The sequence below is a fragment of the Pseudomonadota bacterium genome (genome assembly GCA_039714795.1).
Taxonomy (GTDB): Bacteria; Pseudomonadota; Alphaproteobacteria; order JAGOMX01; family JAGOMX01; genus JBDLIP01.
On sequence record JBDLIP010000009.1, the window covers coordinates 1 to 15,739 of the forward strand.

Annotated in this window: 18 protein-coding genes; 16 read left to right on the forward strand and 2 right to left on the reverse strand. The window is 46.0% G+C overall.

Annotated features, from left to right (window positions below):
- Positions 1–457: 457 nt before the first annotated feature.
- On the reverse strand, positions 458–811 hold the full coding sequence (locus ABFQ95_01530; protein ID MEN8236220.1) for a single-stranded DNA-binding protein: 354 nt from the start codon (positions 809–811) through the stop codon (positions 458–460).
- 18 nt (positions 812–829) lie between these two features.
- A complete protein-coding gene (locus tag ABFQ95_01535) occupies positions 830–1,075 on the reverse strand; it encodes a hypothetical protein (GenBank protein ID MEN8236221.1) in 246 nt (81 codons plus the stop codon).
- A gap of 413 nt (positions 1,076–1,488) precedes the next feature.
- On the opposite strand from ABFQ95_01535, the gene ABFQ95_01540 reads away from it, so the two are divergent.
- The 16 genes from ABFQ95_01540 to ABFQ95_01615 all read left to right on the forward strand — a co-directional run bounded on the left by ABFQ95_01540 (position 1,489) and on the right by ABFQ95_01615 (position 15,726).
- Positions 1,489–1,914 carry a single-stranded DNA-binding protein gene (locus ABFQ95_01540; GenBank protein ID MEN8236222.1) on the forward strand — a complete coding sequence of 142 codons (426 nt, stop codon included), beginning with the start codon at positions 1,489–1,491 and terminating at the stop codon, positions 1,912–1,914.
- 315 nt (positions 1,915–2,229) lie between these two features.
- Positions 2,230–2,625, forward strand: coding sequence for a hypothetical protein (locus tag ABFQ95_01545; GenBank protein ID MEN8236223.1), 396 nt, complete (start codon positions 2,230–2,232; stop codon positions 2,623–2,625).
- A gap of 12 nt (positions 2,626–2,637) precedes the next feature.
- Positions 2,638–2,934, forward strand: a complete 297-nt coding sequence (gene traL, locus ABFQ95_01550) for a type IV conjugative transfer system protein TraL (GenBank protein MEN8236224.1) — start codon at positions 2,638–2,640, stop codon at positions 2,932–2,934.
- Positions 2,931–3,494 (forward strand): type IV conjugative transfer system protein TraE, encoded by a 564-nt coding sequence (gene traE, locus ABFQ95_01555; GenBank protein MEN8236225.1) that lies wholly within the window; start codon positions 2,931–2,933, stop codon positions 3,492–3,494. The genes traL and traE overlap by 4 nt, the downstream gene beginning before the upstream one ends.
- Positions 3,487–4,278, forward strand: a complete 792-nt coding sequence (locus tag ABFQ95_01560) for a type-F conjugative transfer system secretin TraK (GenBank protein MEN8236226.1) — start codon at positions 3,487–3,489, stop codon at positions 4,276–4,278. The genes traE and ABFQ95_01560 overlap by 8 nt, the downstream gene beginning before the upstream one ends.
- On the forward strand, positions 4,275–5,549 hold the full coding sequence (locus tag ABFQ95_01565; GenBank protein ID MEN8236227.1) for a TraB/VirB10 family protein: 1,275 nt from the start codon (positions 4,275–4,277) through the stop codon (positions 5,547–5,549). The genes ABFQ95_01560 and ABFQ95_01565 overlap by 4 nt, the downstream gene beginning before the upstream one ends.
- 12 nt (positions 5,550–5,561) lie before the next feature.
- The gene (locus tag ABFQ95_01570) at positions 5,562–5,975 is read left to right on the forward strand and encodes a hypothetical protein (protein ID MEN8236228.1); all 414 of its coding nucleotides are present in this window, start codon (positions 5,562–5,564) and stop codon (positions 5,973–5,975) included.
- Positions 5,972–8,524, forward strand: coding sequence for a type IV secretion system protein TraC (traC, locus tag ABFQ95_01575; GenBank protein MEN8236229.1), 2,553 nt, complete (start codon positions 5,972–5,974; stop codon positions 8,522–8,524). Before ABFQ95_01570 ends, traC begins: the two co-directional genes overlap by 4 nt.
- Positions 8,514–8,888, forward strand: a complete 375-nt coding sequence (locus ABFQ95_01580) for a TrbI F-type domain-containing protein (protein MEN8236230.1) — start codon at positions 8,514–8,516, stop codon at positions 8,886–8,888. Before traC ends, ABFQ95_01580 begins: the two co-directional genes overlap by 11 nt.
- The gene (gene lepB, locus ABFQ95_01585) at positions 8,885–9,388 is read left to right on the forward strand and encodes a signal peptidase I (protein ID MEN8236231.1); all 504 of its coding nucleotides are present in this window, start codon (positions 8,885–8,887) and stop codon (positions 9,386–9,388) included. The genes ABFQ95_01580 and lepB overlap by 4 nt, the downstream gene beginning before the upstream one ends.
- The gene (traW, locus tag ABFQ95_01590; GenBank protein ID MEN8236232.1) at positions 9,382–10,026 is read left to right on the forward strand and encodes a type-F conjugative transfer system protein TraW; all 645 of its coding nucleotides are present in this window, start codon (positions 9,382–9,384) and stop codon (positions 10,024–10,026) included. The genes lepB and traW overlap by 7 nt, the downstream gene beginning before the upstream one ends.
- Positions 10,023–11,027, forward strand: a complete 1,005-nt coding sequence (traU, locus tag ABFQ95_01595) for a conjugal transfer pilus assembly protein TraU (GenBank protein MEN8236233.1) — start codon at positions 10,023–10,025, stop codon at positions 11,025–11,027. The genes traW and traU overlap by 4 nt, the downstream gene beginning before the upstream one ends.
- Positions 11,015–11,830: a type-F conjugative transfer system pilin assembly protein TrbC gene (gene trbC / locus ABFQ95_01600; GenBank protein MEN8236234.1), complete on the forward strand. Its 816-nt coding sequence runs from the start codon at positions 11,015–11,017 to the stop codon at positions 11,828–11,830. Before traU ends, trbC begins: the two co-directional genes overlap by 13 nt.
- Positions 11,823–13,451 carry a conjugal transfer protein TraN gene (locus ABFQ95_01605; protein MEN8236235.1) on the forward strand — a complete coding sequence of 543 codons (1,629 nt, stop codon included), beginning with the start codon at positions 11,823–11,825 and terminating at the stop codon, positions 13,449–13,451. Before trbC ends, ABFQ95_01605 begins: the two co-directional genes overlap by 8 nt.
- Positions 13,451–14,239 (forward strand): type-F conjugative transfer system pilin assembly protein TraF, encoded by a 789-nt coding sequence (traF, locus tag ABFQ95_01610; GenBank protein ID MEN8236236.1) that lies wholly within the window; start codon positions 13,451–13,453, stop codon positions 14,237–14,239. Before ABFQ95_01605 ends, traF begins: the two co-directional genes overlap by 1 nt.
- An 11-nt stretch (positions 14,240–14,250) precedes the next feature.
- Positions 14,251–15,726, forward strand: a complete 1,476-nt coding sequence (locus tag ABFQ95_01615) for a conjugal transfer protein TraH (GenBank protein ID MEN8236237.1) — start codon at positions 14,251–14,253, stop codon at positions 15,724–15,726.
- Positions 15,727–15,739 lie beyond the last annotated feature (13 nt).

A 15,739-nucleotide genomic window follows, 5' to 3' on the forward strand; every position in this document is an offset into this window, starting at 1 on the left:
GACCGGACAAAGTTGCCGGTACAGACCGGACATAGTTGCCGGTACAGACCGGACATAGTTGCCGGTACAGACCGGACATAGTTGCCGGTCCAGACCGGACATAGTGGTCGGTACAGACCGGACATAGTTGCCGGTACAGACCGGACAAAGTTGCCGGTCCCTATATACAAAGCATACTACAAAACATACTTCATATTTTTACGGCAGAAAAAATTCAATTGCCGATTTGGCAAAAAATCTGGTTTTGCAAAAAGAGAAAAAAAAGAAAAAATATTTATAGAAAAAAATCACAGAATTGAAAAGCGCCGAAGATCCAGCAAGTTTGTTTTTGCAGCTAGAAAGTTATTTGGCTGAGAGTCATCTTCTCTGAGGGCATCGATCAGGCAGTGATAATTTTGCTGCCTGCAACAACACCCTCTTGAGTCAATTGTTCCTGCTGGGAACAGATCCAATGATTTTAAGAATCTGCTTCCTTGCTGGGTGGTTGTAATTCAGAGTCTAGGGGGAACAAGAAGCCATGATCTTGAGAAATCACCACGCAGCTTTTTTGACCAAGTTTGTCTTTGCAGTATTCTAAGGTTCCCTCAACCCATACCATGCTGCCTTCAAGCAGATACGTTTTGGCAAACTCGATGATCAGCGGTGGTTCAACTACGATTTGGTGCTGTTGATGGAATTTTGTTTGCTGATCAGATTTTTTTGATTCTGTAATCAGGACAAACGTCATGACGTTTTGTTTGGGGGTTAGCCAAAAAACGCTAGGTGCTTCTTTAAGTTTGCCTACCAGGCTGGTTCTATTGAGTAGCTGCATATCTATGCTCCTTTAAGTTTAGGGGTTTACAAAATTCCCGAGCAACAAAAACATCATATGCTGGTAACCCTCGGGATTGAAATTAATTCCCTTGGGACTAAGTCCCAAGGGGCAAACGCGCCAGGGTTCCCTACAACTCGCCGCAACATACCGCTTGCACAACATTCGGGTAGCAAACCAAGCAGAAATAAGCAAATATTTAGAAAATTGCTCCAGGAAATGCTGGTGCTGGAAGGTGCGATAATGTACATTGGCGTTAGCCATATCTGATCTCTCCTAGATAGATCGGGTTGGTTAGTGGTCGGTGCGGTGGTGAACTCACCTCGCCTGCCACGCTTACTTTTAAAGACTAGCCGCCTTTTTTTGCAAACGCAAGCATAAAATTTTAAAAAAGTTTGCACAAAAAGAATCCTTTTTAATCAATTTGTTAACTTCACTGCCCTCCAATAGTGCCCTATGGCACCCCTGTAGCACCCCTGCCAACCCCTTGATATGAGCTGAATTTATTGCGGATAAAAAAGTTTTTGTAGCCGCTTGACACCTTTGTGCCTACTAGCTATAGTGATTTCTATTGTTAGTAGTAACGGGCAGAGTCGAATAAATTGATGCAGATTAGGGAAGGATATGATGATTGGTCAGATATATTTGTTGAGCAAAAAAGTTTTAAGAGGTTGTAGATGAATCGCGTTTTACTAGTGGGCAATATCGGGGCAACTCCGGTAATCAGAGAGACGGATGAAAAAAGCCGTTATGCGGTATTTTACCTTGCCACTGATGACAAGTGGTTTGATGCCAAGGGCGTGCCACAAACTCGTACCGATTGGCATCGGGTAGTGGTGTTTCGAGACAAGTTGGTGGATTTCATTGGCAAGTTCTTAAAAAAGGGAGCCCGAGTGATTGTTGAGGGCAAACTACAAAACCGCAAGTTTGTGGGCGATGATGGCACTGAGGGCAGCATCACCGAAGTGCTGGTTAGTAAAAAAGGACCAGGGTTTGTCACCTGGTTGCACTCGCCTTTAGCGCCTGTAGTTAGTAAGAGTCAGGAAGCGGAGAAGAATTCTGCTGATTTTGCTGGCAACGTGAATGAGGCCCGCTATGAATAACTATTTATCGCCAGCTCATAGAAATTGTCTACGTTTTCTCCTGCTTGTGCAAAAGTGGGAGGCACCGAAATCGTTCACGGGAGTTATCAGTGGTGGTCTTCCCGTAACGACAGCCAGGATTTTTAAGATGTTGAGGTGTTTATCTGAGAATCCTGGCGCCCAAGACTATTATCCAAGGACAAATTCGCTCCATGTTTGTACCAAGGGTAATGGTCTTCCCTCTAAAAAGTTTATGGCTTCCAGAGGGGCTTTTTTTTGAGCAATAAGAGGCAATAGAGAATTCTGCAACTTTCAATTCGAGAAGGAGTTTAAATCATGTATTTTACCGTAGCACCAAGAACCTCTCCGCTTAATGGCTTGTCTCAGCGGTCCAGGCAAAAAGCCTTCATAGCGCGGAAATTTATTTCCGGATTTAAATTGCAAGCAATGCAGCTGTCGTTGGTGATCTTGGCGGGCGTTGTGCTGACTTTCTTGCTAACAAAAGCAACATACGCTATTACCACGGGGGTTTTGCAGCAAGAGGTCACCGATACCGAAGACCTGATCAGTGGTGGTTATCTGCGTATTGGTCTTTTTGCCTTATGCGGCATTGCCGCAGGCATGTCGATCATGAAGCAAAATGTCATGGGGCTGGTGATTGCAGGAATCGGAGCATTTTTTGTGTACTTGATGAAAGGCTGGATTAACACCAACTTTGCAGCTGTTATTTGAGTGATCAAAGCGATGCTTGATGATTATGATAAACATCTGCTGCTGCATCATCTTGATGATCCTTTAAGAATTTTAAAGTGGACTTTGGATGAAGCTGGGGTTATTTTACTGCCGCCGTTTTTGAGTTTGTTGCTCGAAAGCCCGCTGCTGGGCTTTGTGGTATCAGGTGTAGGCTATTGGAGCTTGCGGCGCATCAAGCAACGATTTGGGCAGGGAACCCTCAAGCATGCTTTGTATTGGTATTTTCCGCATAATTTCCGCCGGTTTAAAAAGATTCCTCCCTCCTATATCAGGGAGTATCTGGCATGAAACTGCAATTTTTGAACAATCGATTGCAAGACTTAAGCCAGCAACGCAATCTGCTGCTAAGTTTTTTAGGATTGTTGGCAGTGGTGAGTGTGTTTCAAGCGATTGCTCTGGTTTTTAAAAGTGATCACGTAGTGATTGTGCCTCCTGAGCTTAAACAGGGATACTGGGTTGAAAAGAACCGGGCGTCTCAGGCGTATTTGGAAGAAATGGCAGTTTTTTTTGCCCATTTAGTTTTAGACAATAGCCCCAGTAGTGCATCTTACAACCGAGAGGTGTTATTGCGCTACGTACTGCCTTCTGCTTACGGCCAGTTGAAGATGCAGCTGCTTGAAGATGAGAAAAGGTTGCAAAAAGATCACCTGGCCACTTGTTTCCAGGCAAGTTCGGTAAAGGTAAATCCGCACACGAACGTTGTGGAACTTCAGGGAGATTTAATGGGGTATGTGGGCAATAAGCGGGTTTCACAAACTCGGGACACCTATTTGTTAAAGCTGCGGTTGCAAAAAGGCAGGGTGTTTCTTGCCGCTTTCCAATTATTGAGGAGTGCTAAAAGTGGTTAAGGGAATGGTTATCAGCGCAGGGTTGTTATTGTCAGGCACCCCAGGTTATTGCCTGCAACAATTGCCCCTAGTGAATCATCAACAAACGCGTATTGAAATCTCTCTGCACGAGATGAACCGGATTGCCATCAAGGAAGATCGGATCAAACAAGTGTTTGGCATGGATGACAGGTTGGTTATCGAAGTGGATGAAGAATCGGGGCAGATTTTTCTCAAGCCGAGAGAGTTGGCTTTTTCTGGGGCATTTGCCAGCAATAAGGGTCGATCTATCAATTTGACCTTAATCACAGAAAAGGGCCTCACCCATGATTTGCGGTTGCTACCAACAGCAAAAGCAACAGAGTCGGTTTTGTTTTATCAAGAGCTCGAACCTTCTATGCAAAAGCAAGCAAAACCACAGGATAGAGCCGCTAGAATTGCAAGGTTTGTCAGAGAAATGCAGCAAGATTTGGCTAGACAAGATTTATCTCGGCAAGAATTGTCTGGGCAAGAATTGTCTCAACAAAGGTTGTCTGGGTTGGCGGTTGTTAAGTTGCCGTTGATTCAGGTGGATCGTTGTTATGGGGAGGAACTGCGTTTATCGCCTTTGTTGCAATACAACAATGGGGAATTTGCCGGTAACGTGTATTTGCTGGGTAATATCTGTAAGCATCATCAATTTCTGCAAGAGTCGGGATTGGCAATGGCTGGTGATTTGGCTATTGCGGTGCTGCGTCAGAATTTAGCCCCCAATGAGCAGACGCATTTGTTTGTGGTCAGGAATGCAGTTGAGGCAGAGACATGAAGTTTCCAGAATTTTCTGTAAAGCGAAAACAAAGTTTGTTGGCAGGAGCTGCTGCTATTGTTGGGGTGGGAGTTGTGGCAATACTTTTTTGGCAGCTTGTAGACGGGCAAAATGTTGCTGTTGATAAAAGTAAGAATTTTGCCGAGACAACGAATATCACTTCAGCGGGGCAGCGCATTGATAAGCAGGTAGTTTGGGTGGATCGAATTGAAAGTGAAGCAAAAATCACCCAGAAAAGACTGGAAAACCTTGAACAGCTTTTGCTGGAAAACATGCAAAGCGCAAAACAGCAACAGCAATTGATTGCCTATTTAAAGCAAAAGTTGACAGCTACGCATGGCTCTGGGGCAACGGGTGAGCTACCTGAAGAGGACTATGAGACGGGAGCCCCGATAAACTTTCTGCCACAAGTAAGTGATGCAACAACTGCCACGGAAGTTGGGATTAAGAAGATCGTGCTTAATTTGAATAATCGGTCAATAGCCAATGCCAAAATCAAAGCAACGGTTGAAAACACGATTCCTGCCGGCGCTTATGCCCGGGCTATTTTGTTGGGCGGTGTGGATGCTTCAACCTCTGTGGCAGCCTCCAGTGATCCAAGACCTGTGTTATTACGGCTGACAGACCATGGGCATTTGCCGCGTAGGTTTAAATCAGACTTAAAGGCGTGTCATGTGTTGGCCTCTTGTTATGGCGATCTTTCCAGTGAACGGGTTTATATGCGTTTGGAAAAGCTAACCTGCACAGAGCCGTTAACCGGGGAGATTATAGAAACTCAGGTGGCAGGTTATGTAGCAGGAGAAGACGGCCGGGCTGGAGTGCGGGGTGTGGTTGTAGATCGAGCTGGAGAATTGGTACGCAATAGCTTTATTGGTGGTTTTTTGGGCGGTGTGAGTAATTTCTTTAGTGCCTACGCGCAACGCTCACTAAGTCCGAATGTGTTAAAGATTACCGCCAATGATACTGAGGCCAACCCTAATCGATTGCCACTGGAAAGTATGTTGGGGGCAGGAGCTGCCCAAGGAGGTATCAATGCCATGGATAAATTTGCTGATTTTTATATTAAACGAGCTGAGCAATTGCAGCCTGTGTTGCAGGTAGCAGCTGGCCGGCAGGTGGATATTATCTTCACCCAGGGAACTCAACTTGGAGCAACCTCAGTGCAAAAGACCATCCACCGTTTAAGAGAGCAATCGCGCCGGGATACCGTCAATGATCTCGAAAAACGCGGTGATATGAAAAATTGGCTACCACAAAATAGACAACAGTAATGGAGGATCAACATGCTGCAAATGGGAAATAGCTGGAAGATTGGACCAGGGTTTATGGTATTCCTGCTGCTGGTTTCAGGATGTTCTACCTATAAAGAAACTTTTGATTGCCCGGCAGGAGTGGGTGTAGGCTGTAAATCAGTAAGTACGGTAGATGCGTTGCTGGAAGTAGGTCAATTACCAATTGCAGCAGATGAGGCAAAAGAAAACCAATACTCAGAGCCAACCCATATCCCTTTAGGACCGGTAAGTTTGCAGACAAATGCTGCAAGAACGCCAGATGCCAAGCTTAGAATTTGGCTGGCAGGCTATGCAGACGAACACGGGGTTTATCGCAGTGATTGTTATCTGTATCTAGCATCTGATTATCTCGGCAAGCCTCAAGAGCTGCAACAGTATGCCAAGTCAGGAGAAACCCCAGCATGATTGTAGAGCAGATAGCTAAACTTGGCGGGAAACTAGCACAGCTTTTGGGTGAGAGCTCTGAAAGCTCAGGCTCTCCCTCGCTCAGTCAGTTAAGGAAATATTTTGAGCATTATCGGTTGCATGATTTATTGCCCTACCGTGGCTTTGATCCTAAAACCAAGCTGTTTCACAATGAGGCAAGTGTTGGGTTTGTCATCGAGTGCCATCCAATGGTGGGTTGCTCGGAGGAAATGCAACGGGAGATTAGCGGGCTGTTCCAGCACACATTACCTGAAGCGAGCAACATTCAGTTTTTGTTGTGGGCTGATCCAAGAGTTCGAGATATTTTACAGCAGTGGAGCGAGCCAAGACGCAGGCAAGGCGAGCTGTTTGCCAAATTAGCCAGCAAAAGAGCTGAATACATTGACTCACTGGTGTTTGCCTCTGCTAGCACGCCGGTGCGTAACTTTAGGTGTTTGGTTTCCTATTCGCAAAAGGGGGATCTTGGCAATCCCTTAGATCTGGAAAAAATTGTTAACCTGAAGGAACAGGTTTTGACCTCGCTTAAAACCCTTGGGGTTCCGGTGGTATTGCTAGAAGCAGAAGGACTGCTTAATTTCTTAGATGGAATTGTCAACTTTAATTATGATACGACTCCTTCGAAGCTGGCCTGGAATCCGCATACGCCATTGAATGAACAGATTCCTTGTCCTGGCAATTCAATCCGGGTTTCCAGTGCGGGGTTGTTGCTACCGGAAATGCGGGAAACTGCGACCGACAATTGTGAGACAGCAAACTTGCAAGATGGTCATTCCCCTAATGATTATACTGTGAAAGCTTATTCAGTAAGACGGGAGCCAGATCAGTGGTCCTTGCATGCTATGGGGGAGTTGATAGGTGATGATTTTAGAGATCTAATGCGGGTGCATTGCCCGTTTTTGTTGCATTATGGAGTGCATATCTCTAATCAGGAGACAACGAAGGCACGGATTCAAAGCCGAGAGAGCTGGGTTGAAACCCAAGCTCGATCAAAAATCGGTAAGAAAATTCCCATCCTTGTTGATCAACATAAAGAGTTGGATTTTGTCCGGCATCAGCTAAGTCGGGGGGAGCGGTTTGTGCAAACCAGCTTTTCGGCGCTGTTGTTTAGCAAGTCAGAGGCAAGTCATCGCCATGATCAAGTGCTCAATAGCTTGTTTCGCTCAAAACGCTGGCAATTGGCGCAAGAGAAATACCTGCATCTGCCAGTTTTTTTGAGTTGTTTGCCGATGTGTTGGGGCGAGGGATTTGCGCAGGAGTTGGGTTATCAGCAACGGCTTAAAACTACCCTCAGTACAGAATCGGCTAATTTGTTGCCGGTTCAAGGAGAGTGGAAGGGAACTACATCTCCAGGAATTCTGTTTGTTGGGCGTAAGGGGCAGCTGTTTACCTGGAGTCCTTTTGATAACAACGCTGGTAATTATAACGTTTGTGTGGTCGGCAGGTCTGGCGCTGGAAAATCTGTGTTTATGCAGGAGTTGATGACCAGCACCTTGGGCCAAGGCGGTCAGGTGTTTGTGCTTGATGTGGGCCGCAGCTTTGAAAAAACTGTCAAATTATTAGGGGGTGAGTATATTGAATTCAAGCCGCAATCGGATATTTGCATTAATCCCTTTAGCTCTATTCCTACCGATGATGTGCAGGTGACCGCTGATGCCTTGGCAATGTTAAAGCCGATCGTATCGCTGATGGCAGCGCCCCGGGAAGGAACGGGAGATCTGGAAAACGCGCATATTGAACAAGCAATTAAACAAGCTTGGGAGGCAAAAAACACCCAGGCAACTATGACCGATGTGGCCGAGGTTTTATCCAGTCATGCTGACTTGATAGCCAAGAATCTAGGTCAGAAGTTATTTCCCTATACCCGTCATGGCACCTATGGTCGTTTTTTTAATGGAGCTTCGACAGTGAATTTATCGGCAAAGATGGTGGTGGTGGAATTAGAGGAATTAAAGGAACGCAAAGATTTGCAGTCAGTGGTGGTGCAAATGGTGATTTTGCAGATCACCAACAAGCTGTATTTAGGCGACCGTAAGACACTATCCAATCTGGTTTTGGATGAAGCTTGGGATATGTTAAGAGGCAAGCAATCGGGTGAGTTTATTGAAACAGCGGCCCGGAGATTGCGTAAATATCAAGGATCTTTGGTGGTGGGAACTCAGACGGTTAATGATTTTTATGCCACTCCAGGCGCTCAAGCAGCTTTTGATAACTCTGATTGGATGTGTTTGTTATCGCAAAAGAAGGAATCGATTGAGCAATTAAAACAAACAAGTCGGATTTCCATGGATCCCAATATGGAATCGATGTTGACTTCTGTGCAAACCCGGCAGGGGGAATATGCCGAAGTGATGCTTTATGGACCGCATGGTTATGCCGTGGGCCGGTTTATCCCTGATCCTTATTCTTTGGTGTTGTATTCGACCAAACCTGAAGAGTTTGCCGCTGTGCAAGATCAGATTGCTAAAGGATTGCCGATGTCTGAAGCTATTGAGGCAGTGGCCTCAGGAAGGATGATCCATGCGAGTTAAACAGGGGTTTCAGGAATGTGGACGCATTTGGGGGAGTTGGATGATGCTAGGTGCGGTTGTGACATGCTTGTGGTTTGTTTGGCTGTATCAGGGATCTGCACCGCAAATTGTCACAGTGGATTTAAAGGCCCTGGTGAGAAACCAGATATCGACAGAGCTGCTGGCAACACTTTCAGAGGCAGAAATTGAGGCAAAGCTGACAGCTCTGATTCGTGAACAAAAACAGTTGATCAATAAGGTAATGGGCGCAGAAAACGTTATTGTGCTGTCGAAACAGGCAGTAATCACCCCAGTGCAGGATATAACGGATATTATCAAAGCACCAGAAATAGCAGCAAGCAAAACCCAAAGAGAAAGCCCATGAGGGATTGGTTGGAGAGGTGGCATTCAGGTGACAGAAAACGGTTGCTAAAATGGGGTATTCCGCTGCTTGGTTTCGGCTTGTTGCTGCAAGTGACAAACCTTGGGGTTAACTATAGCGCTAGTTTGCCCTATACGGTGTTTTTAACGGTTAAGGGGTGGCAGGCCGCTAAAGGTGATTTAGTGGCAATTAACCAGCATTGTACTAAATACTACCCTCCAGGGGCTAGGTTTACCAAGCGTATTGTAGGATTTGCTGGTGATAAAGTCTCGAATCTTCAGGAAACAATCTGGATTAATGGAAAGTTGGTCGGTCCATTGCTGAAGCAAACTGCATTTGGCAGACCACTTACCCCGCTTGTGGCACCGGAAGCTGCAACAATAATTCCTGAAGGTTACGTGTTTGTCATGACCGAGCATGCCCGATCATTTGACTCGCGTTATCAGGAGTTTGGCTTAGTGCCAGTTGCAGCATTGCAAGGCAGGGCCTTGGTTCTATGGTAAAACTTGGTGCTGTTGCTCTAACCCTGGTTATCTTGCTGAATTATTCAGCAATTGCTCGTGATTTGGGAGTGCATGGTCATCTGTATGCAATTGATGAGACAGATTTATTGTCGCATTTTGCAGCTAAATTAAATCGTTTGTCTGAAGATGGTGCTTTAGCGCGACATCAAACAGAGTTTATTGAGCAAGCAAGGCAGAAAATCTTAACGCCCCCGGCGGTTAAGGGCATCAAACGCACCAGCAAACCAAGAACCTTTACCTATGATCCCAGCATTCTGGTGCCTTATGATCTAAAAGATCATCAAGGTCGGGTATTTCAAAAGGCCGGCACCCGATTTAATCCGCTTGAGATGGCAACATTAAGGCACGTGCTGGTGTTTATTTCCGGCCAGGATGAACAACAGCTGGCGTGGTTTGCACGGTATTACTTGCAGCATAAAAAACCAGCCAAGTTGATTTTGGTGGATGGCTCGCCGCAGGCAATAGCAAAGCGATTTGCCAGCAGTTGTTTTTTTGATCAAGCAGGCATTTTGACAAAAAAGCTGGGAATTTCCCAAGTACCAGCGGTGGTATCACAGCAGCAAAAACATTTGTTGATCCAGGAACTTGAGATCAGCCAGGGAAAAACAACATCATGAAGCAGGTCAGGCAAAGCTTGGGGTTTAAGTTGCTGCTGATTCAGGTGTTAATCTGTGGCTGGGTGGTTGTTTCCAGCGATTGTTATAGCAAATGTGTGGGGCGATTTGTCAACCCGATCTCAGATATTTGTTGGTCGTGTATTTTTCCAATTACCATTGCCGGGGTTCAGGTGATGAAGGGAGAAGACACGCCTAATCCTAAAAAACCGGTGTGTTTTTGTAAAGACCCACCGCGGATAGGAATTCCTATTTCATTTTGGGAGCCGGTGCGTTTGGTAGATGTCACCCGCACCCCTTATTGCATGGTTAATCTTGGCGGTATCGTTATGGGGCCAAATACCGGAGTTAGAGGTCGAGGTTCTGTAGGACGAGGCGTTGAAGGCGGGATGAAGCAGAGTTTCTATCAAGTGCATTGGTATATTTATCCGCTGATTTATTGGCTGGAGTTGTTGACTGACTTTGTTTGTATGGAGAAAACTCAGTTTGATGTGGCGTATATGACCGAGTTGGATCCATTGTGGAACGATGATGAAACAGCTTTTATTCTCAATCCAGAAGCTGGGTTGTTCGGCAATATGATAGCACAAGCAGCCTGCGCAGCTGATTGTCTGCTGGCATCTACTGGTTTTGGCCAAGAGGCATTGTTTTGGTGTGTGGGCTGTCAGGGCTCGATGTATCCATTTACCGGCAGTGTGCCAGCCCATAGCAGTGGAGTGCAAGCAAGTCTGCTGTTAACGGCTCGGTTTTTGGCCAAATTGCACCGGGAAGGGTTGGCCTGGGGCTATACCGGGATTAAAGGCTTATGTGACAAGTACCCGATGCCGATCATCCGCAAAAATCAATACAAAACACAAATGACCTATCCGATTCCCTCCACCCATGATGGCTGTCATCCCATAGGAAGGACAGAGTTGATATGGGGGGCTGGCCGGCAGTTTCCTTATAAAGGCGAAGATTTTGGTTATCTAATCTGGAGGAAGCGCAATTGTTGTTTGCTGTAAAACGAGGCCAAGCATTACCAGTTATTGCTCAGAGACTTTCGTTAGCTGCTTGGGCAAAGCATGCCAATGTTATGTTATTGAGGGTTATGTTATTGTATGTTGTATTATTGTATGTTGTGTTATTGTATGTTGTATTATTGGAGTTGCTGTTTGCAGCGCCAGGCAAAGCCGCAGATCAATCAAGCAAACTCATTGCCAAAAAACCTACTGATTTTGAGCTGTCAGAACCTGATCTTAACTGGGTATACTGGCTAAACCAGCAACAAAAACAGCATGTTCAGCAATACCAAGCAGAGGCAAAGGCAATTATTGCTGGCACTGTAGAGCCTAAATCCCCTAGTCGTGGATCATGTAACAAATGCTCAGCTAAAGCACAAAAAGTCACACCATCTCTTACTGAGCATTATCCGAGTGATCGCTATCCCCGATTGTTGATATTTGTCTCATTTTCGATGCCGATGCAGGTGCTGAAAAGTTTGGCGCAGCAAGCCGCATTACTGCAAGGAAAATTGGTATTTCGGGGCTTGGTTGCTAACAGTTTTGTCCGTACCGCGCAAAAATTGCAAGAGCTGGGCAGTGAAGCCTTGATTGATCCAACACTTTTTCGGGCCTATGCCATTAGGGCAGTGCCGGTGTTTGTGTTACAGGAACGGTCTGCCAGGTTTCCAGGGGAAGCAGGAATACAGCATGATCGAGTTGCCGGAAACGTAAGTTTAGCCTGCGCCCTTGCTAAGATGGCCAGCCAAGGAGAAGTTGCCAGGGCAGCTACTTTGCTGGCAACTCTGGAGGCTAGGCATGGTTAGCGATCTGTTAATTAGGGTGATGGCAATTAGGATTGCTGTTGGCTTTTTGATTGCTGGTGTCATTGATAGCGCTCAGGCAAGTGAGTTTGCAAAGCAGCGGCAAACTGAGGCAATTGGGGCCTTTAAATCAGCTTCGGCCCAAGACGTTCCAGGGTTTACAACTGACACGCCGCCAGAAACCGGCTTGAACAATTACGCAGCGCTAGAATCTGCCACAGCCCAGGCCTTTAACGCCAACGCGGGCGCTCAGTTTATTAAGCAATCAGCTGCAACCAGGCCGTATTTTGCCTTAGATGCAGCAAAAGATCCAATTGTGTTAAATTCAGCAGAGGCGTTAGCTGATCCTGAAGCCTTTATTGCAAAGGGCGAATATACCAATCGAGTCGACCCGGTTTATGAAGACAGATTCTGTGAGGAAAGCAAACCAGATACGATCTATAGCTGTCACAAGAATCTGATTGAGCCAACAATTCACATCCAACCAGCAAAATACTCGAATTGGTGGTGCACCTCTGGAGCGCATGGTCCTGATGATCCCAGGTGTCAGGCCAAGCGTTATTACAGTCCAGCCCGCAAGTACCAAGATGAAGTGATAACCATTACCAAGGAGGAGTGGAGTAGCACTTGTGGCACTTTAGAAGAGCATGCAAGGCGAGGGATTTGTAAATTGATGGAAAAAACCTGCCCTCGCGGTCCAGAAACCAGGGAAATCATTGCCTCACTAGGAGATGAGGGTAAATCGGTAGCCCGGAATATTGCTAAAGATTGTTGGCAGTATAAGTTTGAATACCGATGTTGTTATCCAGCCAAGAACAATTGCACGCCGTTGCGCAGAGCTTCTTGTGAACAGATGCAATCGACATGCATCAAGAAAATAGCCCAGTATTGTGTGGTATGGCGGCAGCAGTTTCGTTGCTTTAAAAAGGGAGGTGGTCATCGAGTAAATCAGGGAGCAAATAAAGGCCGCAAATGCAAAACCAGCCAGCAAACTTTTACAATGCCTGATGTTGCAGCACACATGAATTATAAACCTAACGCTGAAATGAATGAAGCCATGGCCAAGCTTTCGGTGTTTCAAGAAATCCAGGACGATTTACGGGCAAACGGAGATGGCAATATGCCGCAGATCTTTAAAGGCAGTAAGCGAGTCTGTCGCAGAGCCTGTGCTGGGTTTAGTGATTGTTGTAAGAAAGGCAAAGGTTGGGGGCATTCAATCGGACTTGCCGGATGTAATGGGGAAGAGCAGGACTTAGCTCAGCGGCGCGGTAAAGGATTGTGCGTACAGGTAGGCACTTTTAAGGACAAGAAAGTAGCCGGGGTTACGCTGCGTAAGAAGACCAGTTTTTGTTGTTTTCCGTCAAAGCTATCGCGAATCATTCATCAGCAAGGACGCCCGCAGCTTGGCAGAGGCTGGGGCGCTGCTAAAACTCCTGATTGTGGCGGATTTAGTGTGGATGAACTGTCGCATTTGGACTTTTCTCGGTTGGATTTGCGTGAGATTTACGCTGATATCGTAGCCCGGATGCAGCAGCCAACGGTTTCAACGGTCAAACGCAACTTGGGTGATCAAGTACAACAAATGACCTCGGCCTGGAAACAACCACAAAAGGAGGCCTATTGATGCTTAGTTTCCTTGTAAAAAATGCTGTAATGACTAGAGGCTCCGTACGTGCTGTTATTTTTTTTGCTGTGTTGGGCGCTAGCTCAAGCCAAGCTGGTTATTTAAATCGCAAAGCTGAAGGCTGGCATTGGTATGAAGATAGGCGGCAAGCAAACCCTGCAAAACCGCCCGAGTCACCTAAGGAAAAAATCCCACAAACCGCAACAGAAATAATCGAAGCTTTAAAAAGCGAAGCCCAAAGACGGTTGCACCAAGCCTTGGTTACCCCAACTACTGCCAATGTCAAAGCTTATATGCAGATACAAAACGCTATCATGCAGCGCTCCGAGATATTTTCAAAGCGCTGGATGCAGGTGGTGTACTCCAGCCCAGCTTTAGATTACACCGTGAAACACCCGATCAATCAGGCTGCACGACACGTTTACTTAGATCAAGCCAAGCAGCAGATGACAGATAAAATCCGTCAGTTGTCGCAAACTTATGGTTTGTTTTTCTTCTTCAAGGCGGAATGTCCCTATTGTCACAAGTTTGCCCCGATTGTAAAGCGATTTGCCCAAAAATATGGCTGGCAAGTACTGGCGATTGGTTTAGATGGCTGCACTTTGCCTGAATTTCCTGAAGCCCTACCCGACAATGGAGCCGCAGCCAGGTTGAATATAGAAGTCTTGCCAACCCTTTTGGCAGTTAATCCTGAAACAGGTCAGGTACTGCCATTAAGCTTTGGGATGAGCACTGAAGACAGCATAGAAGACCGGGTGCGGGTTTTGCTGCAAGCAGGAGAAGAGTAAAGGAGACAGCCATGCAACAATTAAATCAACGATTGCGTCAACAATTGCGCCAACAATTGCGCCAACAATTTATTGGGCCGGCAGCATGCAGGGTTTTAAAAATGGGACTGATGCTATCAGTGACGCTGACCATAACAGCAGCAGCCCCAGTTCATAGTAAAGGGGTCAGCAACAATCTCAAGGGATTTTTTAACTCACTTGGAACATCCAGCAACACCAGTAGACCAGGTGCTTACAAGGATCAATCGGCAGGGTTTTATACCGGCGGCAGTTTGTTTGCCCGTAATACTGTGCATACGGCCCAATTGGCTTCGATGAGATTGCCTGATTATCGGGCTGGTTGTGGCGGTATTGATATGCACTTTGGGGCGTTTTCGTTTATCAGTAGTAAGGAATTGGTCAAGGCACTGCGCACGTTAGGATCGAATATGGCCAGCTATGCTTTATTGCTAGCACTTGAAACCATGTCGCCTCAGGTTAAAAACATCATCACCGAGCTGAATGATTTAGCCCAGAAAATCAATCAATCCAACATTAACTCCTGTGAACTTGCTGCCACCACTTTAGGAGCCCTGTGGCCACAATCTGAAGTAGGTAATCGTCAGCTGTGTACGATGATCGGTTCCGATAGTAGATATGGGGGTTTTTCTGATTATGCCGCAGCACGTCAGGGGTGTGGAGCTGGCGGCAAACGCGACAGTGTGTTAAATGCCGGTCAAAATGATCCGCGCTTTGCCAAGATGCTAGGCAGTGAGTTTAATCTGGCTTGGAATGCCATTCAGGAGAATGCCTTTTTAAGCCAGGACAGCAAGTTGGCAGAATTCTTTATGTCAATTTCAGGCACCATTATTTCTACCAGGCACCAAGATGGCAGCTATCAGCTTCGAACCCATCCTTCGCTTGCCAACAGGGATAGCTTTCTCAATGCATTGCTGTATGGCGGAAAAGTTAAAGTTATTAGATGCGCAAATAGCAAGGACAACAAGTGTTTGCAGGTTGTTGACGCTGAAATTACGATTACAGCAGAAACTTGTTTTGTCAGTCGGGTTAAATCATTTCTACAATCAATTCAAAATAAGATTTATCAAGACGCGGCCTTAAGTAAATCAGAAAAAGACTTTTTGAATTCAACGCGCCTGCCTTTTTACAAGATCATTAATGTTGCAACCGCCTACCGTCGGGGCAGTTCCCCGGTAGATTTAATCGATTATAGCGAGTTGGGGGCAATTGATATTTTGTTTCAGTATTTGTCTGAAATTTTAGATCTGATCAACGAAAGTGCCGCGCACATTAGAGCAATTCAGGTTGACGATACCCAGATTCGCAAATTTCAAAAGGAGCTAAACGTTGCCCGGCAACGGGTGGTGCAAAAACGTATGGGAAGCTTTAAGCAAGTTGAACAGATTATCTCGATTACCAAAAAAACCGAGCTGCTGGAAAAGATGTTGGCTGCAAAATTAAGCACCATGTCTGAAATCGGAATATGAAGAGGTATAGCAA